Raw genomic sequence first — 20315 nt, 5'->3', positions numbered from 1 at the left:
CACTCTAAACATAATTTCCCCTTGCCCGGAAGGTTGACGACGGACCGAGCAAGCCAGCACATTGAACGTCGCTCTAACCGAGGGAGACCAGCATGCCGATCGAACAGCGCGGAGTCGACACCATTCCCGAGGAGGAACGCACCAGCGGGCCGCGGGACCTCGTCTCGATCCTGCTCGGGTCGAACCTCTGCCTGGGCGTGATCGTCTTCGGCTGGCTGCCGCCGTCCTTCGGCCTGGACTGGTGGTCCTCGGTCAGCGCGGTGCTCGCGGGCACCGTGGTGGGTGTCCTGTTCACGGCCCCGCTGGCACTGGTCTCACTGCGTACCGGAACCAACCTGTCGACCTCCTCCGGCGCCCAGTTCGGGGTCCGCGGGCGGCTGGTCGGCTCGGTGGTCGGGCTGCTGCTGGCCCTCGGCTACACGGCCCTGACCGTGTGGATCGGCGGGGACGTGATGGTGAGCGTCCTGGGCCGGCTGGCCGGACTGCCGCAGGGCGGGATCTCGTACGGCGTGGTCTACGGGCTGCTCGCCGCGGCCACCGTCGCGGGCGCCGTCTACGGCTACCGGGTGCTGCTGGCGATGTCACGGGTGCTGGCCTTCGGCATGACGGCCCTGCTGGCGCTCGGCGTGATCGCCTACGCCCCCGGCTTCACCGCCGCCGCGCTGCCGGAGGCCGGCGGCTATCTCCTGGGCGGCTTCTGGGCGACCTGGCTGCTCGCTGCCGTGGCCGCCGGGCTGTCCGGGCCGGTCGCGTTCATCACGCTGCTCGGCGACTACACCCGCTACATCTCCCCGGCCCGCCACTCCTCCCGCCGGGTGCTGCACGCGACCTGGCTCGGGCTGCTGCTGGGCCTGCTGGTGCCGCAGCTGTTCGGCACGTTCACGGCGTACGCGGCCGGGGCGGCCCTCGACTACGCCGGCCCGCTGGTCGACGCGGCTCCGTCCTGGTACCTCGTCCCGCTGCTCCTCGCGGCCTCGGCCGGCTCGGTCGGCAACGCGGGGCTGATGCTGTACTCGATGGGCCTCGACCTGGACGCGATCCTGCCGCGCGCGTCGCGGGCCCGGGCGACGTACGTGGTGGCGGCCGTCGCCACGGCCTGCGTCTTCGCCGGGCACTACTACTCGTCCGCCCAGGACGCGATGACGTCCTTCGTGCTCCTCCTGACCGCCATCGGCACGCCCTGGGCGGTCATCACCCTCATCGGCTTCGCCCGCTGCGGCGGGGTCTACGACGCGGACGCCCTCCAGGTCTTCAACCGCCGCGCCCGTGGCGGTCGGTACTGGTACCGCGCCGGCTGGAACGTCCCGGCGGCCCTCTCCTGGGCGGCCGGAGCGACGGTGGGCGTCCTGGCGGTGTCCCTGCCGTCGTACGAGGGGCCGCTGCTGTCCCTGACGGGCGGGGTGGACTGCAGTTTCCTGCTGTCGGGGGTGGTGGGAGGAGTGGCGTACGCGCTGTCGGCCCCGGGCTCGCCCGCAGAGGAGCCCAGGGCCGACCAGGCGATGCCCGCTTCTCGCCCGATCGATTCGAGCCAAGCTTCCTGACGGCCGCGAGTGGACGCGGGCAGGAGCCCGGCTTACTGCCGACCAGCGTCGACGCGGGCAAGGTCCGGCTCCGTGCCCGACCGACTCGGCTCAACCGTTCGACGCGGGCAAGGGCCCGGCTGCCTGTCCGACCGATTCGGGTGGTGGGTGGGCGCAGGCCGGGGGTCCGGGGGCGGAGCCCCCGGTAGCCAGGGCGATTCAGCCCAGGCGGTGCATCCAACCGTGCGCGTCCGAGGCCGTACCCCGCTGGATATCAAGCAGCGCCTGGCGCAGCCGCAGCGTGACCTCGCCCGGCTCTCCCCCGCTCTGCTTCCACTCCGCCCCGGAGCGCTTGACCGTACCGACCGGAGTGATCACCGCGGCCGTACCGCAGGCGAAGACCTCCGTCAGCGACCCGTTCTCCGAGTCCCGCTGCCACTGGTCGACCGAGACCCGGCCCTCCTCGGACTCGTACCCGAGGTCACGGGCGACGGCGAGCAGGGAGTCCCGGGTGACGCCCTCCAGGATCGACCCGGTGAGGGACGGCGTGACGATCTTGTCGCCGTACACGAAGTACAGGTTCATGCCGCCCAGCTCCTCGACCCAGGTGTGCTCCACGGCGTCGAGGTAGCAGACCTGGTCGCAGCCCTTCGTCGCGGCCTCGGCCTGCGCCAGCAGGGACGCCGCGTAGTTGCCGCCCGTCTTCGCGTCGCCCATGCCGCCGGGGACGGCGCGGACGCGGTCCTCGGAGACCCAGATGGACACGGGCTTCACCCCACCGGGGAAGTACGCCCCGGCCGGGGAGGCGATCACCAGGAACAGGTACTCGTTGGCCGGCTTCACACCCAGCCCGACCTCGGTGGCGATCATGAAGGGGCGCAGGTAGAGGGACTCCTCGCCGCCGTGCGCCGGCACCCACGCCTTGTCCTGCTGCACCAGGACGTCACACGCCTCGATGAACGTCTCGACGGGCAGCTCGGGCATCGCCAGCCGGCGGGCCGAGCGCTGGAACCGCTCGGCGTTCTTCTCGGGGCGGAAGGTGGCGACGGACCCGTCGGGCTGCCGGTAGGCCTTCAGGCCCTCGAAGATCTCCTGTGCGTAGTGCAGGACCGTGGTGGCGGGGTCGAGGGAGATCGGCGCGTACGGCACGAGCTGACCGTCGTGCCAGCCGCGGCCTTCCGTCCACTTGATCGTCACCATGTGGTCGGTGAAGTGGCGGCCGAACCCGGGGTTGGCCAGGATCTGCTCGCGCTCGGCGGCGGAGAGCGGATTGGCGGATGGCTTGAGCTCGATCGTGGGCGTCGTCATGGGTTGATGTCCTTCACCGGTTGTAGTGACGGGCCGCGCTCGGTACTGCTCTGATGGTGACCAGTGCTAGGACGTCCGAGCATTCCCTCATTTCGCGGCCTCGCGTTCGATTATCGCCCGGGGGCGGCGGCGGAAGGAACGGGGTGACTGCGGCCCGGTGGTCGATGGTGGCACCCGGCGGGAACATGCGAAAGCCGCCGGGCGCGGATGCGACCCGGCGGCCTGCGTGAAAGCAGCGGCGGGTCAGCCGGCTACGCGTACGGCGAGCGCGTCGCCGATCTCCGAGGTGGAGCGGGCGGGCTTGCCGGTGCGCTCCGACAGGTCGGCGGCGACCGCCTCGTCGATGCGGGCGGCCTCGGCCTCGTAGCCGAGATGGCGCAGCAGCAGGGCGACGGACAGCACGGTGGCGGTCGGGTCGGCCTTGCCCTGCCCGGCGATGTCCGGGGCCGAGCCGTGCACGGGCTCGAACATGGACGGGAACTCGCCGGAGGGGTTGATGTTGCCGGAGGCCGCGACGCCGATGCCGCCGGAGACGGCCGCGGCCAGGTCGGTGACGATGTCGCCGAAGAGGTTGTCCGTGACGATCACGTCGAAGCGCTCGGGCTGCGTGACGAGGTAGATCGTCGCCGCGTCCACGTGCATGTACTCCGTGGTGACCTCGGGGAACTCCTCGGCCACCTTGTTGAAGATGTTCGTCCACAGGTGGCCGGCGAAGGTCAGCACGTTGTTCTTGTGGATCAGCGCGAGCTTCTTGCGCGGGCGGGCCTGGGCCCGGGCGAAGGCGTCGCGGACGACGCGCTCGACGCCGAAGGCCGTGTTCACGGACACCTCGGTGGCGACCTCGTGCTCGGTGCCCTTGCGGATCGTGCCGCCGTTGCCGGTGTACGGGCCCTCGGTGCCCTCGCGGACCACGACGAAGTCGATCTGCGGCTCGCCCGCGAGCGGGGTGGCGACACCCGGCAGGAGCTTCGAGGGACGCAGGTTGACGTGGTGGTCGAAGGCGAAGCGGAGCTTGAGCAGGAAGCCGCGCTCCAGGACGCCGGAGGGCACGGTCGGGTCGCCGATCGCGCCGAGCAGGATGGCGTCGTGCCGCTTCAGGGCGTCGAGGTCGGCGTCGGTGAGGGTCTCACCGGTGGCGTGGTAGCGCCGGGCGCCGAAGTCGTACTCCTCGGTCTCCAGCTTCACATCCTGCGGAAGGACGGCGGAGAGGACCTTCAGGCCTTCGGCCACGACCTCCTGGCCGATGCCGTCACCGGGGATCACTGCGAGACTGATGCTGCGAGACATGCGGGCACCCTACTCCTCGTCCCATGGGATGACACACGGTGTCCGTGATGCGGACACCGCGGGAGGCGCCCACCCGGGGGACGGCACGCGTCCGTCCGGTGCCGTTCACTCATATGTGGTGCGGCCGTTGGCCTGTGCTGGGACATTCGCTTCCCATGGAGATCCCCCACTTCGGCATCCCGCCCGAGCTCGCCCGCCGGATGAGCATGGCGGAGCAGCACGAGTACCTGCGGGCGCGGCTGTCACGGCGGCGCACCCTGGTGACCGCGGGCGCGGTGGCGAGCGGGCTGCTGACCGGCTGCTCCGGTTCCGGCTCCCGTTCCGGGCAGGCCGGTGCCACGGCGACCGGGAGCCCGTCGCCCGCCACGTCGAAGGCCCCCGGCTCCTTGATCACACCCTTCGGCCGTCATCTGGCCTTCGGCGCCGATCCGAAGACCCAGATGCGGATCTCCTGGCAGGTGCCGCTCGCGGTGAAGAAGCCGTACGTGCGGGTCGGCCTGCGCCCCGACGACCTCGGCCGCAGGATCGAGGCGGAGCTGCGCGACCTGCACACCCCGGAGCTGAAGGGCGTACGGGCGGCGGTCGAGCAGTACTACCTGCACGCCGCGCTGGACGGGCTGCGCCCGGGCACGACGTACTACTACGGCGTCGGCCACGAGGGCTTCGACCCGGCCTCCCCGCGGCACCGGTCGACCGTCACGTCCTTCCGCACGGCACCGGCGAGCCCGCCCGGGCGTTTCGTGTTCACCGCGTTCGGCGACCAGGGCGTCGGTGACGAGGCGGCCCTCAACGACCGTACGCTGCTGCGCCGCGAGCCCGCCTTCCATCTGCACGCCGGCGACATCTGCTACGCCGACCCCACCGGCAAGGGCAAGGAGTCGGACGTCTTCGACGCGAGCCAGTGGGACCGGTTCCTCGAGCAGACCGAGCCGGTGGCCAGGTCGGTGCCGTGGATGGTGACGACCGGCAACCACGACATGGAGGCCTGGTACTCACCCGACGGCTACGGCGGCCAGCTCGCCCGGTTCTCCCTGCCGGACAGCGGCTTCGACGCGCGCAGGGCACCGGGTGTGTACGCCTTCACCTACGGCAACGTCGGTGTGGTGGCGCTGGACGCGAACGACGTGTCGTACGAGATCCCCGCCAACTTCGGCTACACCGAGGGGCGGCAGACGAAGTGGCTGGATGCGAAGCTCGGCGAGCTGCGCTCCTCGAAGGACGTCGACTTCATCGTCGTCTTCTTCCACCACTGCGCGTACTCGACGTCCACGCACGCCTCCGACGGCGGGGTGCGCGCCGAGTGGCTGCCGCTGTTCGCCCGGCACGAGGTGGACCTGGTGATCAACGGGCACAACCACGTCTACGAGCGGACGGACGCCGTCCGGGGCGGTGACGTGGGCAGGCCCGTACCGGTCGGCGGGACGACGGACCCGAGGCGGGACGGAATCGTGTACGTCACCGCGGGCGGCGGCGGCAAGGAGCTGTACGGTTTCCCCGACGGCGTGAAGGAGAGCTACGAGGGGCACGCCGCCGACCACGAGCCGGTCTCCACCTTCCGGTGGACCAAGTCCCGGGACACCAAGGCGGAGTCGGCGCAGTGGTCACGGGTGCGCTACCGCGGTTTCTCGTTCCTCTCGGTGGAGGCGCAGAGCGGCGTCAGGCCGAGGCTGAAGGTGTCGGCGCTGGCGTCGAGCGGTGAGCGGATCGACCACTTCGAGGTGCGGCGCGGGGCGTGAGACCCCGCACCGCGCCTCGTCGGGCGGCTCCCGGTCCTGCGGTGATGCTGCGGCTCAGTGGCCGCTGGATCCGCCGTTGTCCCTGCGGTCGAGGGCGCGCTGGAGCGCGGCGGCGGCGTTCTTCCGGTCGGACTCGGTCGTACGGGAAACGTGACGGACTCGGCGGCGGACGGTCGTCTCGGCCATGGGGAATCGACTCCTTCGACAGCACGGAGTGCACAGGGAGGGTTACGAGACGCCGGAAGGGGCGGGGAGCGGTGCCGCAGGGATTGCCTGCACGGGGCCCGGCTCACGACCGCCATTCGCTTGGTCGAGCGAGACGTTCGGCTCCTACAAAGCTAAGGGAGCGCGGAGCGTCTGTCTCCACAATTACTCGGACTTCCTACTATCTGAGACGGTGGACTGGGTCACACCCCCCTGACCTGCGGTGATCGTCAGAGCACATCACCGTCGCGCCAGTCGAAGACCAGCTCGTACGCGGGGTCGAGCGGACCGGCGAGGGCGGGCCGCACGTACGTGCTGTCCTCTTCCTCCGGCAGGCGGACGATGCCGTGCAGCGGGCTGAGGGCGTGCACCTGACCGTCCCAGAGCCGCCAGCCCCGGGATGTGTAGAGGCGGGCGCCCTCGTCGCTGGCGGAGAGGGCGCCGAAGTCGTAGGCACGGTCGACGACGCGTTCCAGCTCCGCCATGACCCGCCCGCCGAGGCCGCCGCGACGGGCGTCGGCACGCACGGCGACGTTCTCGACGTACCCGGCCCGCAGCCACCGCCCGCCGTGCCGCACCCGGCGCATCACGACCGCCCCGTGCGCGGCGAGCCCGGAGTCGTCGTGCACGAGGGCATGCACGCCGCCGAGACCGTGATCCCAGTCCTCGTCACCGAAGTCCCCCGCGAACGCGGCGTCCAGGAGGCCGCGCACGGAGTCGAGTGCGGCGGGGGTCAGATCGGCGGTGTGGGCGGTGCGCACTCGGATGCTCATCGGCCCAGTATGTGAAGAGACCGGATTACTCTCGACCGGTTATCCGGCCCCGAGGCCCGCTGCCATCACCTCCCGAAAGGCCCCCGGGTCCTCCACCCACGGCAGGTGACCGGCCTTCGGGAACGTCGCCCGCGTCACGTGCGGCAGGGCCTGCTCCAGCGAGTCCACCGCCGAGCGCGGCCGGATGTCCTCGGCCCCGTCGACGATGAGCACGGGCACCTCCAGGGCCGCGCAGGCGGTGTACAGGCCGGGAGTGCCGCAGACGCTCCTCGCCGCGGCGTTCAGCCGCTTGTTGCACGCGGAGTTGATCCCGAGCCAGGGCTCGGCCATCCGCTCGGCGTGCTCCGTCGCCCGGTCGCTGTCAGGGAACTCGGCCGACCAGTGGAGGACCGCCCATTCCCGCTCCTGGGCCTCGTCGCGCCCCGGCATGTCCGTCAGCTCCCGCCAGCGGGCCAGACGTTCGGGCCGCTCTCCGAGCCGGGCCCGCTGGTTCTCCTTGTACGCGCCGTGCCAATCGGCGTCCGGGCCGATGCCCGTACCGCTGACGTAGACCAGCGTGCCGACCCGGTCCGGGTGCGCCAGTGCGTAGTGCAGCGCCAGTTGGGCGCCCCAGGAGTGGCCCAGCAGTGTCATGCGGTCCAGCCCGAAGTGCCGTCGTACGGCGTCGAGATCGGCCACGAAGCGTTCCACGGTCCACGGCCCGTCGCAGGGCTGTGAGCGCCCGCAGCCGCGCTGGTCCCAGCGGATCACCGTGGCGAGGTCGCCGAGCAGGCCGGCGACGTCGTCGAACATGTCCCACAGTCCGGGACCACCGTGGCACAGCACCAGGGGCGTGGGGCCCCGGCCCGAGCGCTGGGCCCACAGTCGTGCACCGTCGTCGGCGGTCACCGTCTCCGTCTTCGCCATGGCGCCAGTGTTTCCGCCGCACATGCCGACGGGCCAGGTCTTTTCGACCTGGCCCGTCGGTTCACCCGGGGTGTCAGCCCATGTGCGGGTACGTGTAGTCGGTCGGCGGGACCAGGGTCTCCTTGATGGCGCGGGTCAGGGTCCAGCGCATCAGGTTCTGCGGGGCGCCGGCCTTGTCGTTGGTGCCGGAGGCGCGGCCGCCCCCGAAGGGCTGCTGGCCGACGACGGCGCCGGTCGACTTGTCGTTGATGTAGAAGTTGCCGGCCGCGTAGCGGAGCTTGTCGGCCGTGTAGGCCGCGGCCGCGCGGTCGTTCGCGATGACCGAGCCGGTCAGGGCGTAGTCGGAGACGGACTCCATCTGGGTCAGCATCTCGTCGTACGTGTCGTCCTCGTAGACGTGCACGGCGATGATCGGGCCGAAGTACTCGGTGCGGAAGACCTCGTTCTCCGGGTCGGTGCACTCGATGACGGTCGGGCGGACGAAGTAGCCCACCGAGTCGTCGTAGGTGCCGCCCGCGACGATCGTGCAGGTGGGGTCCTCCTTGGCGCGGTCGATGGCGGCCTTGTTCTTGGCGAAGGCACGCTCGTCGATGACGGCGCCGATGAAGTTCGACAGGTCGGTGACGTCGCCCATCTTGATGCCGTCGACCTCGGCGGCGAGCTCCTCCTTGAAACCGGAGTTCCAGATCGAGGCGGGGATGTACGCCCGCGAGGTCGCGCTGCACTTCTGGCCCTGGAACTCGAAGGCACCCCGGGTGAACGCCGTCTTCAGGATCGCCGGGTCGGCCGACGGGTGGGCGACGAGGAAGTCCTTGCCGCCGGTCTCGCCGACCAGGCGCGGGTAGGTGCGGTACTTCTCGATGTTCGCGCCGACCGTCTTCCACAGGTACTGGAAAGTGGGCGTCGAGCCGGTGAAGTGGATGCCGGCGAGGTCGCGGTGCTCCAGGGCGACCTTGGAGACCTCGATGCCGTCGCCGGTGACGAGGTTGATGACGCCCTTCGGCAGGCCGGCTTCCTCCAGCAGCTGCATGAGCAGTACGGCGGCGTGCGTCTGTGTCGGGGACGGCTTCCAGACGACGACGTTGCCCATCAGGGCGGGGGCCGTCGGCAGGTTGCCCGCGATGGCGGTGAAGTTGAAGGGCGTGATCGCGTAGACGAAGCCCTCGAGCGGGCGGTGGTCCAGACGGTTCCACACGCCCGGGGAGTTGGCCGGGGGCTGCTCGGCGAGGAGTTTGCGGGCGTAGGAGACGTTGAAGCGCCAGAAGTCGATCAGCTCGCAGGGCGTGTCGATCTCGGCCTGCTGGGCGGTCTTGGACTGGCCGAGCATGGTGGAGGCGGCGAGCGTCTCGCGCCACGGCCCGGACAGCAGCTCGGCGGCGCGCAGGATGATCGCCGCACGGTCGTCGAAGGACATCGCGCGCCAGGCGGGCGCGGCGGCCAGGGCCGCGTCGATGGCGTCCTGGGCGTCCGCCTGCGTGGCGTTGCGGTACGTGCCGAGCACGGCCTGGTGGTTGTGCGGCTGGACGACCTTGAAGGCCTCGCCGCCGCCCATCCGCTTCTCGCCGCCGATGGTGCAGGGCAGGTCGACGGGGTTGTCGGCCAGCTCCTTCAGCCGGGCCTCCAGCCGAGCCCGCTCGGGCGAGCCGGGGGCGTAGCCGTGCACCGGCTCGTTGACGGGGGTGGGGACCTGGGTCACAGCGTCCATGTTGTCCGTAACTCCTTACTGAGCGGTGTTTCGGTCTCGGCCCTTGACGGGCTCTGGGCCCTGGTCGGGCTGTCAGCCCTTGGTGAGCATCGAACGGGCGAAGAAGCGCAGGTTGGCCGGCTTCTCCGCGAGACGGCGCATGAAGTAGCCGTACCAGTCGGTGCCGTAGGCGGTGTAGACGCGCATCCGGTGGCCCTCGGCGGCCAGCCGCAGGTGCTCCTCGGTGCGGATGCCGTAGAGCATCTGGAACTCGTACGCGTCGGGCTTTCGCCCGGCCTGGTGGGCGAGTTCCTGGCCGATCGCGATCAGTCGCGGGTCGTGGGACCCGATCATCGGGTACCCCTCCCCCTGCATCAACGTGCGCAGAATACGAACATATGCCCGGTCGATCTCGTGTTTGTCCTGGTACGCGACCGAGGCGGGCTCCTTGTACGCGCCCTTGACCAGGCGGACCCGGCTGCCGCTCTCCGCGAGGCGGCGGGCGTCGGCCTCCGTGCGGAACAGATAGGCCTGGATGACGCAGCCGGTCTGCGGGAAGTCCTTCCGCAGCTCCTCGTGGATGGCGAACATCGAGTCGAGGGTGGTGTGGTCCTCGGCGTCGAGGGTGACCGTGGTGCCGATCTCGGCGGCGGCCTCGACGACCGGGCGGACGTTGCTCAGGGCCAGCTCGTGGCCGCCCTCCAGCGCCTGACCGAACATCGACAGCTTCACCGACATCTCGGCGCGGGTACCGAGCTCCAGCGGCTTGAGGCGGTCGACGAGCTCCAGGTAGGCGTCCCGGGCGGCGGCGGCCTGCGCGGGGTTGGTGATGTCCTCGCCGACGACGTCCATCGTCAGCTCCAGCCCCTGCTCGGTCAGGCTCCGGACGACGGGGACGATGTCGTCGACGTCCTCGCCCGGGATGAAGCGGTCGACGACCTGCTTGGTCACCGGGGCCGCCGAGATCAGGCGTCGCATCCGGTCGCTGCGAGACGCGGCGAGAATCACGGGACCCAGCACGGGGCACCTCCAAGCACCAGCAACGTGAAGGCCGACCCCTCGCGGACGACGCGTCGGGTACGGCACGGAGAACCACCGTGAAACCTAAGGATCCCTCCGATCGTGGGCCATCGACAGCTGTCACGCATCCGTGCCGCAGATCTCAGACAGATGTATGAAGGGGTCCGGGAAGTGCGCGACAATGCCCGGGTGACGTCGGAACACAGGGGCGACTACGAGGAGCTGGTCGACGAGATCTCGGAGCTGCTCGGCGCACCCGCGACCCTGGAGAACCGGGACTTCGAGCTGATCGCCTTCGGGGCCTACGACAGTGAGGGCGACCTCGATCCGTCGGCCCTGGACCCGGTGCGCACCCGCTCGATCCTCACCCGCCGTTCGACGGCGGCGGTCCGGGCCTGGTTCGAGGGCTTCGGCATCACCCGGGCGACGGCCCCGGTCCGGATCCCTCCGACTCCGGAGGCCGGGGTCTACCGGGGCCGGATCTGCCTCCCCGTCCGCCACCGGGGCGTGGTGCACGGCTACGTCTGGCTCCTGGACGACGACCCCGGCCCGAGCGAGCGCCAGCTCTCCGCCGCCATGCGGGTCACGGCCCGCATCGGTGCCCTGCTCGCGGACGAGGCACAGCACGGCGCGGACCTCAGCCGCGAGCTCCGGGCCGTCCTCACCGCCGAGCCCGGCTGGCAGGGCGACATGGCCGTCGCCGAGCTCCGCACGGCCCTCGGCCCCCGCGCCGACGGCCTCCACGCACTGATATGCGTCGCCCCCTGGCCCTCGGCCGACCCGGACGACGCTCCGTCGGTGCGCGCGGTCCCGGGCGCGACGGCGCTGTGCACCCTGCCGTGGGGGACGACGACCCAGTGTCTGGCGGTACTGATCCGCCTGCGCTCCTCGGATGTCCTGACACCGGCGACGACGGCGGCGGGGCGGCTGCTGGAGCGGGCACGCGGGGGAAGCGGGCCTGAGGGCGGCGGGTCGAGCGGCAGCGGCCCGAAGGGAGGCGGGACCACCGGCAGCGCCCCCAAGAGCGGCGGGACCAGCGGCAGCAGCCCCAAGGCCGGCGGGACCAGCGGCACCAGCCCCAAGGCCGGCGGGACGCGCGGCAGCGCCCTTACGGGCGGCGGGACCACCGGCAGCGGCCCGGCCCCGGCAGCCGCCGGAATCGCCACCCCCCGCTCCGGCCTCGCCGAGTCGGCGACCGCCTGGCGGGAGGCGTCGGCGGCCGCCCGGGCGGCGCTGGCCGAGGCACGCTTCGGGCCGGTCGCGCAGTGGGCGTCGATCGGGCCGTTCCGGCTGCTCACGGCCCTGCCCCCGGAGGTCGCTCACGACCCCGTCGCCCGCACCCTGCTCGCCCCGGTCCACCAGGAACTCGCCCGGACCGCCGAGGTCTACCTCGACTGCGCCGGCCAGGCCGCCCGGGCCGCCGCCGAGCTGGGCATCCACCGCCAGACCCTGTACTACCGCCTGTCCCGGATCGAGAAGCTCACCGGCCTCGACCTCGACGACGGCGAGGACCGTCTGCTGCTGCACATGGCCCTCAAGGCACACCGACTGTGAGGACGGCCCGTTCATGCCCCTGCTGCTGCTCGACCTCGACAACACCCTGATCGACCGGGACGCCGCCTACCGCGCCACGCTGCTGGACTTCCTGGCCGAGCACGGGCTGCCCGAGGACGACATCGACTGGCTCATGACCGTCGACGCCAGCGGGTACACGCCACGCCCGGAGGTCGCCCGGGCGATGCACGGCCGGTACGGCGACCGCGTCCCCCGGGACGCCGTCCGCTCCCTGCTCGACCGGGGCGCGGCCGACCGTGTCGTGCTGTCCGCGCCCGTCCGCACAGCGCTCGAGAAGGCCACCGCCGCCGGCTGGACCCTCGCCATCGTCACCAACGGCCGCACCTCCCAGCAGGAGAGGAAGATCCGCACCACCGGCCTCGACGCGCTGACCCACGGCTGGGCCGTCTCCGAGGCCGTCGGCCACAAGAAGCCGGCGCCGGAGATCTTCCGCGCCGCTGCCGCCGCCGTCGGCGCCACGCTCGACGGCGCCTGGGTGATCGGCGACTCCCCGCACGCCGACATCGCCGGCGCGGCCGGCATCGGCGCGCGCAGCGTCTGGGTGTCGGCGGGCCGCTCCTGGACCGAGACGGCACTCACCCCCACCCGGACCGCCCCGGACACCGAGTCCGCCATCGACTCGGTCGTCGGCGCACCCGGGTGAGGCGTCACTTCCCCGCGGCCGCCTCGATCACCCGGCGGAGCCCCGCTGCGAGCTGCTCGGCCTCCGGAGCGTGCTCCGGGTCGAAGGTCCACTGCGCCATCAGGCCCATCATGAGGGTCAGGTAGAAGTACCCGAGGGTGTCCACCTGCTCGTCCGTCACGTCCGCCTCGTGCCCGCCGAGGAAGAGGGGCAGGATGCCCCGCGCACCCTCGCGCTGGGCCCGCGCGAGATGCTCCCGCACCTCCGGCAGCTGATCCCCCATGGCCACGATCTCCATGCTGAGCCGCCACATCGAGCCGGGCTCCCGCATGGTCGCGATGATGTTCGCCCACACGTCGGTGAAGCGCTCGAGTGACCCCGGCTCGCCCCGCAGCTCACCGCCGCCCTCGAAGGCGTCGGACATGCCCTCCACCATCTCGACGTACGCCTGGGCCAGCAGCGCGTCCTTCGAGCCGTAGTGGTAGCCGATCGAGGCCAGGTTGGTCCCCGACTCCTTGACGATGTCGCGCGCGGTGGTGCGCAGGAAGCCCTTCGCCAGCAGGCAGCGCTTGGCGCCCTCCAGCAGATCCTCACGGTGTCCCATGGCCCGCCACCCTATCCCGAGATCCAGACGTGCGTATTAAACAGCCGTACTAGACAAGCGTTTAATACGCTCGTACAGTCCTGCTCATGACGACGAAACCGCCCCCTCCCGCCCTCGCCGGCCGCCGCGAATGGACGGCCCTCGGCGTGCTGATGCTCCCGCTGCTGCTGGTCTCGATGGACGTGTCCGTCCTCTACTTCGCGATCCCCGCGATCAGCGCCGACCTGGAGCCGAGCGCCACCCAGCAACTGTGGATCTTCGACATCTACGGCTTCGTACTGGCCGGGCTGCTGATGACGATGGGCTCTCTCGGCGACCGCATCGGCCGCCGCCGGCTCCTGCTGATCGGCGCCGCCGCCTTCGGCACGGCCTCGCTGGTCGCGGCCTACGCGAACAGTGCCGAGACGTTGATCGCCGCCCGCGCGGTCCTCGGCATCGGCGGCGCGACGCTGATGCCGTCCACGATGGCGATCGTGCGCACGATGTTCAGCGACCCCGCACAGCGGACCAAGGCGATCGGTGTGTGGTCGGGGGTGATGACGGCCGGCATCGCGCTCGGCTCGGTGATGAGCGGGGTGCTCGTCGAGCACTTCTGGTGGGGCTCGGTCTTCCTGGTCAACCTGCCCGCGATGCTGCTGCTCCTGGTCCTCGGCCCCGTCCTGCTGCCCGAGTCGCGCACGCCCAATCCCGGCCGCTTCGACCTGCTGAGCGTCCCACTGTCGATGGCGGCGGTGCTCCCCGTGATCTACGGACTGAAGGAACTCGCCTCACAGGGCTGGAACGTGCGGTACGTGATGTCGGTGACCATCGGGCTGCTCTTCGCCGCGCTGTTCGTCCACCGCCAGCGTACGGCGGCCTCCCCGCTGATCTCCCCCGACCTGTTCCGGGCCCGCGGCTTCAGCCCGGCCGTCGTCCTCAACCTCGCCGCCGCCTTCGGCATGATGGGCTCGGCGTACTTCACGACCCAGTACATCCAGTCGGTCCTGGACAAGGGCCCCCTCGAAGCGGCCCTGTGGAGCCTGCTGCCGTCGGTGCCCATCGGGCTCGCGGCCCCGGTCTCCGCACAGCTCGTGCAGCGGGGCGTTCCCCGGGCGCACGTCGTCGGCGCGGGTTTCGCGGTCGCCGCGTGCGGCTACGTGATGCTGGCCCTCGCCGGTACGGACTCCCTCTGGCTGCTGCTGGCCGCGTGCGCCGTCCTGGCCTGCGGCATCGTGGCCGTCATGTCGCAGGTGGCGGACCTGGCCCTGAGCGCCGCTCCCGTGGAGAAGGCAGGCGCCGCGTCGTCCCTGCTGGAGACGGGCACGGAGTTCGGCGGCGCGCTGAGCATGGCGTTCCTCGGCTCCATCGGCACGGCCGTCTTCCGGCACGAGATCCCGGCCTCGGCACCCACAGCGGCACGCGAGACGCTGGGCGGCGCTCTGGCCGTGGCCGACCGGCTCCCGGGGCGCGCTGGGGACGCCCTGGCGACGGCGGCGCGCGAGGCCTTCACCAGCGGCATGCACGCGGCGGCCGTCACGGGCGCGGTGCTGCTGGCCGGTGCGGCGGCAGCGGCGCTGCTGACCCTGCGGCGGGTGGGGGTACGGAAAAACGCCGGACAGGCTGATCGGCTCAGCCCGTCCGGCGTCTGAGAGCGGGCCCGTTCAGGACGAACGGGCGTCCGGGGCGCAGGCCCTGGGAAGGTCAGGCCAGGTTCACGGAGCGGGCCGAGGTCGCCCCGATCTCCGCGGCCACCTCGGCCAGAACGTTCGCGGTCACCGTGTCGTCCACGGTCAGGACCGCCAGCGCCTCGCCGCCGGCCACCGAACGCGACACCTGCATGCCGGCGATGTTCAGGCCCGCCTCACCGAGGATGCGGCCGACCGTGCCGACGATGCCGGGGCGGTCCTCGTACTTCAGGACCAGCATGTGGTCGGCGAGCGCGAGGTCCACGTCGTAGTCACCGACCGCGACGATCTTCTGGAGGTGCTTGGGACCGGCCAGCGTGCCGGACACCGACACCTCCTCACCGTCGGCGAGGGTGCCGCGCACCGTGACGACGTTGCGGTGCTCGGTCGCCTCGGAGCTGGTGGTGAGGCGCACCTCGACGCCGCGCTCCTGCGCGAACAGCGGGGCGTTGACGTAGGAGACCGTCTCGTCGACGACATCCTCGAAGACGCCCTTGAGCGCGGACAGCTCCAGCACCTTCACGTCGTGCTGGGTGATCTCGCCGTAGACCTCGACATCGAGGCGGACGGCGACCTCACCGGCGAGGGCGGTGAAGATCCGGCCCAGGCGCTCGGCGAGCGGCAGACCCGGCTTGACGTCCTCGGCGATGACACCGCCCTGCACGTTCACCGCGTCCGGCACGAGCTCACCGGCGAGGGCGAGGCGCACCGAGCGGGCCACGGCGATACCGGCCTTCTCCTGCGCCTCGTCGGTGGAGGCACCGAGGTGCGGGGTGCAGACGACCTGGTCGAACTCGAACAGCGGGGAGTCCGTGCAGGGCTCCTTCGCGTACACGTCGAGGCCGGCACCGGCGACCCGGCCCTCCTTGAGGGCGGAGTACAGGGCCTCCTCGTCGACGATCCCCCCGCGCGCGGCGTTGACGATGCGCACGCTCGGCTTGACCTTGCGCAGCGCCTCGTCGCCGATGAGGCCGACGGTCTCGGGGGTCTTGGGGAGGTGCACGGTGATGAAGTCGGAGACCTCGAGCAGCTCGTCCAGCGACAGCACCTTCACGCCCATCTGGGCGGCGCGGGCGGGCTGGATGTAGGGGTCGTAGGCGACGACCTTCATGCCGAACCCGGACATGCGCTGGGCGACCAGCGCACCGATACGGCCGAGGCCGACGACTCCGAGGGTCTTCTCGGCGAGCTCGACGCCCGTGTACTTGCTGCGCTTCCACTCGCCGTTCTTCAGCGCGGCGTTGGCCTGCGGAATGTGGCGGGCGGTGGCGACGAGGAGACCGCAGGCCAGCTCGGCGGCGGTCACGATGTTCGAGGTGGGGGCGTTGACGACCATCACGCCGGCCTTGGTGGCGGCGGAGACGTCCACGTTGTCCAGGCCGACGCCGGCTCGTGCGACGACCTTCAGCTTGTTCGCGGCGGCGATCGCCTCGGCGTCGACCTTGGTGGCCGAACGGACCAGGATCGCGTCCACGTCGGCGATGGCCGGGAGCAGCTCGGCCCGGTCCGCGCCGTTGCAGTGCCGGATCTCGAAGTCCGGGCCCAGGGCGTCGACGGTGGCGGGCGACAGCTCTTCAGCGATGAGTACGACGGGTTTCGAGCTCACGTGAGTCCTCACAAGTCCAGTGCTGCGGACGGCCGTCCCGACGGCCGCAGGCGGTGGAGGGGGGCTAGCCGCGGAAGACGCACGACGCTGTGGGCCTGACGCGTAGGTGTGTGCAGCAGTCTAGTGGCGCCTGGGGCGTCGTCCTGTGCCGCTGCGGAAGGATCACCCGTCCGTGGCCGGACGGGATGGACAACGCCGTACCACCGACGTTACCCGGGGTTCGCCGAAGGGGCCGGAGCGGGTTCGCTCCGGCCCCTCGGGCGGCGGGCTCACGCCTCTTCGTCGACCCAGCTCATGAGCTTGCGCAGCTCCTTGCCGGTGGTCTCCAGCAGGTGCTCGGAGTCCTGCTTCTTGTACTCGTTGTACTTCTTCAGACCGCCGTGGTACTCGTCCATCCACTGGTTCGCGAAGGTGCCGTCCTGGATCTCGGCGAGGACCTTCTTCATCTCGGCCTTGGTGGCGTCCGTGATGATGCGCGGACCGGTGACGTAGTCGCCCCACTCGGCGGTCTCGGAGATCGACCAGCGCATCTTCTCCAGGCCGCCCTCGTACATGAGGTCCACGATCAGCTTCAGCTCGTGCAGGCACTCGAAGTAGGCGATCTCCGGCTGGTAGCCGGCCTCGGTCAGCGTCTCGAATCCCGCCTTGACCAGCGCCGCGGTGCCACCGCAGAGGACGGCCTGCTCACCGAACAGGTCGGTCTCGGTCTCCTCGGTGAAGGTCGTCTTGATGACGCCGGCGCGGGTGCCGCCGATGCCCTTGGCGTAGGACAGGGCCAGCTCGAAGCCGTTGCCCGTGGCGTCCTGCTCGACGGCGGCGATGCAGGGCACGCCGCGGCCTTCCTCGTACTGGCGGCGGACCAGGTGGCCCGGGCCCTTCGGGGCGACCATGCAGACGTCCACGCCGGCCGGGGGCTTGATGAAGCCGTAGCGGATGTTCAGGCCGTGGCCGAAGAACAGGGCGTCGCCGTCGTTCAGGTTCGGGGCGATGTGCTCCTCGTAGACCTGCGCCTGGATCGGGTCCGGCACCAGGATCATGATGACGTCGGCCTCGGCGGCGGCCTCCGACGGGCTCACCACGCGCAGGCCCTGCTCCTCGGCCTTGGCCTTGGACTTGGAGCCCTCGTGCAGACCGACGCGGACGTCGACACCCGAGTCACGGAGCGACAGCGCGTGGGCGTGGCCCTGGCTGCCGTACCCGATGACCGCGACCTTGCGGCCCTGGATGATGGACAGGTCGGCGTCGGCGTCGTAGAACAGCTCGGCCACTTTGGGTTCTCTCCTCGGGAGTGCAGGTGTTGCGTCCCACCGTATGACGGGGGGCGGAAGGGAAGTCTGCGGGTCTCGGAATACGGGCGGCCGACGGCGCGCCGACCGCCCGTTCCGGGTTCTAGGCCGACCGGTCCAGAGCGCGCAGCGACCGGTCCGTGATGGAACGGGCACCGCGGCCGATCGCGATCGTGCCGGACTGGACGAGCTCCTTGATGCCGTACGGCTCCAGCATCTTGAGCATCGCGGTCAGCTTCTCGCCGGAGCCGGTGGCCTCGATGGTGACGGCCTCCGGGGAGACGTCGACGGTCTTGGCACGGAACAGCTGGACGATCTCGACGATCTGGGAGCGCGTCTCGTTGTCGGCGCGCACCTTCACCAGGACGAGTTCGCGCTGGACCGCCTGTGACGGCTCCAGCTCGACGATCTTCAGCACGTTGACGAGCTTGTTGAGCTGCTTGGTGACCTGCTCCAGCGGCAGGTCCTCCACGCCGACGACGATGGTGATGCGGGAGATGTCGGGGTGCTCGGTGACGCCCACCGCGAGCGAGTCGATGTTGAAGCCGCGGCGGGAGAACAGGGCGGCGATCCGGGCGAGGATGCCGGGGGTGTTCTCCACCAGGACGGAGAGCGTGTGCTTGGACATGATCTCTTCGGTCTCTCTCGCTCAGTCGTCTTCGTTGTCGCCGAAGTCGGGGCGGACGTCCCGGGCGGCCATGATCTCGTCGTTGGAGGTGCCGGCGGCCACCATCGGCCACACCATCGCGTCCTCGTGGACGATGAAGTCGACGACGACCGGGCGGTCGTTGATCGAGTTCGCCTCCTCGATGACCTTGTCGAGGTCGTCCGGGGACTCGCAGCGGATGGCGTGGCAGCCCATGGCCTCCGACAGCTTCACGAAGTCGGGGACGCGGGTGCCGCGGGCCTCGGGGTTGACGTCGTCCGGGCCGGAATGCAGGACCGTGTTGGAGTAGCGCTGGTTGTAGAAGAGGGTCTGCCACTGGCGGACCATCCCGAGGGCGCCGTTGTTGATGACGGCGACCTTGATCGGGATGTTGTTCAGGGCGCAGGTGGTCAGTTCCTGGTTGGTCATCTGGAAGCAGCCGTCGCCGTCGATGGCCCAGACGGCGCGCTCGGGCGCTCCGGCCTTGGCGCCCATGGCGGCCGGGACGGCGTAGCCCATCGTTCCGGCGCCGCCGGAGTTGAGCCAGGTGCCCGGCTTGTCGTACTCGATGAAGTGGGCGGACCACATCTGGTGCTGGCCGACGCCCGCCGCGAAGATCGTGCCCTCGGGCGCGAGCTGTCCGATGCGCTCGATGACCTGCTGCGGGGAGAGTGAGCCGTCGCCGGGCTGGTCGTAGCCGAGCGGGTAGGTGTCGCGCCAGCGGTTCAGGTCGTTCCACCACATGCTGTAGTCGCCCTGGTGGCCCTCGCCGTGCTCCTTCTGGACGGCCTGGATCAGGTCGGCGATGACCTCCCGGGCGTCGCCCACGATCGGCACGTCGGCGGCGCGGTTCTTGCCGATCTCGGCCGGGTCGATGTCCGCGTGGACGATCTTGGCGAACGGGGCGAAGCTGTCCAGCTTGCCGGTGACGCGGTCGTCGAAGCGGGCGCCGAGGGCGACGATCAGGTCGGCCTTCTGCAGTCCGGTGACGGCCGCGACCGAGCCGTGCATGCCGGGCATGCCCAGGTGCTGCGGGTGCTTGTCGGGGAACGCCCCGAGCGCCATCAGCGTGGTGGTGACGGGGGCACCGGTGAGCTCGGCGAGGACCTTCAGCTCGGCGGTGGCCCGGGCCTTGAGCACACCGCCGCCGACGTACAGCACGGGCCGCCTGGCCTGGGTGATCAGCTTGGCGGCCTCGCGGATCTGCTTGGCGTGCGGCTTGGTCACCGGGCGGTAGCCGGGCAGATCCATGGCGGGCGGCCAGGAGAAGGTGGTCTTCGCCTGGAGGGCGTCCTTGGCGATGTCGACCAGGACCGGGCCGGGGCGGCCGGTGGAGGCGATGTGGAACGCCTGGGCGATGATCCGCGGGATGTCCTCGGCCTTGGTGACGAGGAAGTTGTGCTTGGTGATCGGCATGGTGATGCCGACGATGTCCGCCTCCTGGAAGGCGTCCGTACCGATCGCCTTGGACGCCACCTGGCCGGTGATCGCGACCAGCGGCACGGAGTCCATGTGCGCGTCGGCGATCGGGGTGACCAGGTTGGTGGCGCCGGGGCCGGAGGTGGCCATGCAGACACCGACCTTGCCGGTGGCCTGCGCGTAGCCGGTGGCGGCGTGACCGGCGCCCTGCTCGTGGCGGACCAGGACGTGGCGCACCCGGGTCGAGTCCATCAGCGGGTCGTAGGCCGGGAGGATCGCACCGCCGGGAATGCCGAATACCGTGTCGGCGCCGACCTCCTCGAGAGAGCGGATGAGGGACTGCGCGCCCGTCACCTGCTCGGGGGCGGAGTGTCCTCCGGATCGGGGCCGGGGCTGCGGGTGGTGGGCCCCGGTGGCCTGCTCGGTCATCGGCATTCTCTTCTCAGATGCTGAGG

The 20315-nt window shown here is 70.9% G+C and carries 17 protein-coding genes; 5 read left to right on the top strand and 12 right to left on the bottom strand.

Annotation, left to right across the window (positions count from 1 at the left end; translation table 11 throughout):
• Positions 1-92: 92 nt before the first annotated feature.
• Complete coding sequence (locus tag ABTX60_RS11340) at positions 93-1541, top strand: cytosine permease (RefSeq protein ID WP_352096847.1); 1449 nt, start codon at positions 93-95, stop codon at positions 1539-1541.
• Positions 1542-1739: 198 nt separating this feature from the next.
• On the opposite strand, the gene ABTX60_RS11335 is transcribed toward ABTX60_RS11340, so the two are convergent.
• Together ABTX60_RS11335 and ABTX60_RS11330 are read right to left on the bottom strand one after the other, a co-directional pair.
• On the bottom strand, positions 1740-2828 hold the full coding sequence (locus tag ABTX60_RS11335) for a branched-chain amino acid aminotransferase (RefSeq protein WP_352096846.1): 1089 nt from the start codon (positions 2826-2828) through the stop codon (positions 1740-1742).
• Positions 2829-3071: 243 nt separating this feature from the next.
• Complete coding sequence (locus ABTX60_RS11330; RefSeq protein WP_352096845.1) at positions 3072-4115, bottom strand: 3-isopropylmalate dehydrogenase; 1044 nt, start codon at positions 4113-4115, stop codon at positions 3072-3074.
• Positions 4116-4270: 155 nt separating this feature from the next.
• Here ABTX60_RS11330 and ABTX60_RS11325 point away from each other — a divergent pair, with 155 nt between their 5' ends.
• The gene (locus tag ABTX60_RS11325) at positions 4271-5851 is read left to right on the top strand and encodes a purple acid phosphatase family protein (RefSeq protein WP_352096844.1); all 1581 of its coding nucleotides are present in this window, start codon (positions 4271-4273) and stop codon (positions 5849-5851) included.
• Positions 5852-5905: 54 nt separating this feature from the next.
• On the opposite strand, the gene ABTX60_RS11320 is transcribed toward ABTX60_RS11325, so the two are convergent.
• The 5 genes from ABTX60_RS11320 to ABTX60_RS11300 all read right to left on the bottom strand — a co-directional run bounded on the left by ABTX60_RS11320 (position 5906) and on the right by ABTX60_RS11300 (position 10438).
• Positions 5906-6037 carry a hypothetical protein gene (locus ABTX60_RS11320; RefSeq protein WP_104781486.1) on the bottom strand — a complete coding sequence of 44 codons (132 nt, stop codon included), beginning with the start codon at positions 6035-6037 and terminating at the stop codon, positions 5906-5908.
• A 248-nt stretch (positions 6038-6285) separates the two neighbouring features.
• On the bottom strand, positions 6286-6828 hold the full coding sequence (locus tag ABTX60_RS11315) for a GNAT family N-acetyltransferase (protein WP_352096843.1): 543 nt from the start codon (positions 6826-6828) through the stop codon (positions 6286-6288).
• A 39-nt stretch (positions 6829-6867) separates the two neighbouring features.
• Positions 6868-7734 (bottom strand): alpha/beta fold hydrolase, encoded by an 867-nt coding sequence (locus tag ABTX60_RS11310; protein WP_352096842.1) that lies wholly within the window; start codon positions 7732-7734, stop codon positions 6868-6870.
• A 73-nt stretch (positions 7735-7807) separates the two neighbouring features.
• Positions 7808-9439: an L-glutamate gamma-semialdehyde dehydrogenase gene (pruA, locus tag ABTX60_RS11305; protein ID WP_352096841.1), complete on the bottom strand. Its 1632-nt coding sequence runs from the start codon at positions 9437-9439 to the stop codon at positions 7808-7810.
• A 72-nt stretch (positions 9440-9511) separates the two neighbouring features.
• Positions 9512-10438, bottom strand: a complete 927-nt coding sequence (locus ABTX60_RS11300; protein WP_352096840.1) for a proline dehydrogenase family protein — start codon at positions 10436-10438, stop codon at positions 9512-9514.
• Positions 10439-10588: 150 nt separating this feature from the next.
• Between ABTX60_RS11300 and ABTX60_RS11295 the strand changes: the two genes are divergently transcribed.
• Both ABTX60_RS11295 and ABTX60_RS11290 read left to right on the top strand, forming a co-directional pair.
• The gene (locus ABTX60_RS11295) at positions 10589-11992 is read left to right on the top strand and encodes a PucR family transcriptional regulator (protein WP_502992308.1); all 1404 of its coding nucleotides are present in this window, start codon (positions 10589-10591) and stop codon (positions 11990-11992) included.
• Positions 11993-12005: 13 nt separating this feature from the next.
• Positions 12006-12656, top strand: coding sequence for an HAD family hydrolase (locus tag ABTX60_RS11290; protein WP_352096838.1), 651 nt, complete (start codon positions 12006-12008; stop codon positions 12654-12656).
• Between the two features lie 4 nt (positions 12657-12660).
• Here ABTX60_RS11290 and ABTX60_RS11285 read toward each other — a convergent pair whose 3' ends face one another.
• Complete coding sequence (locus tag ABTX60_RS11285) at positions 12661-13239, bottom strand: TetR/AcrR family transcriptional regulator (RefSeq protein ID WP_352096837.1); 579 nt, start codon at positions 13237-13239, stop codon at positions 12661-12663.
• 86 nt (positions 13240-13325) lie between these two features.
• Here ABTX60_RS11285 and ABTX60_RS11280 point away from each other — a divergent pair, with 86 nt between their 5' ends.
• A complete protein-coding gene (locus tag ABTX60_RS11280) occupies positions 13326-14867 on the top strand; it encodes an MFS transporter (RefSeq protein WP_352096836.1) in 1542 nt (513 codons plus the stop codon).
• A gap of 52 nt (positions 14868-14919) precedes the next feature.
• Here ABTX60_RS11280 and serA read toward each other — a convergent pair whose 3' ends face one another.
• The 4 genes from serA to ABTX60_RS11260 form a co-directional block, all read right to left on the bottom strand.
• Positions 14920-16509: a phosphoglycerate dehydrogenase gene (gene serA / locus ABTX60_RS11275; RefSeq protein ID WP_352096835.1), complete on the bottom strand. Its 1590-nt coding sequence runs from the start codon at positions 16507-16509 to the stop codon at positions 14920-14922.
• Between the two features lie 269 nt (positions 16510-16778).
• Entirely contained in the window at positions 16779-17777 is a 999-nt protein-coding gene (gene ilvC / locus ABTX60_RS11270; protein ID WP_352096834.1) for a ketol-acid reductoisomerase, read from the bottom strand.
• Between the two features lie 121 nt (positions 17778-17898).
• Positions 17899-18423 carry an acetolactate synthase small subunit gene (ilvN, locus tag ABTX60_RS11265; RefSeq protein ID WP_003993148.1) on the bottom strand — a complete coding sequence of 175 codons (525 nt, stop codon included), beginning with the start codon at positions 18421-18423 and terminating at the stop codon, positions 17899-17901.
• A 21-nt stretch (positions 18424-18444) separates the two neighbouring features.
• Positions 18445-20289 (bottom strand): acetolactate synthase large subunit, encoded by a 1845-nt coding sequence (locus ABTX60_RS11260; RefSeq protein ID WP_352096833.1) that lies wholly within the window; start codon positions 20287-20289, stop codon positions 18445-18447.
• Between the last annotated feature and the right edge of the window lie 26 nt (positions 20290-20315).

Source organism: Streptomyces sp. NPDC126510, from assembly GCF_040302345.1.
GTDB lineage: Bacteria > Actinomycetota > Actinomycetes > Streptomycetales > Streptomycetaceae > Streptomyces.
Note: the sequence above shows the minus strand (reverse complement) of the source record. Positions and strands in the feature narration are given on the sequence as shown.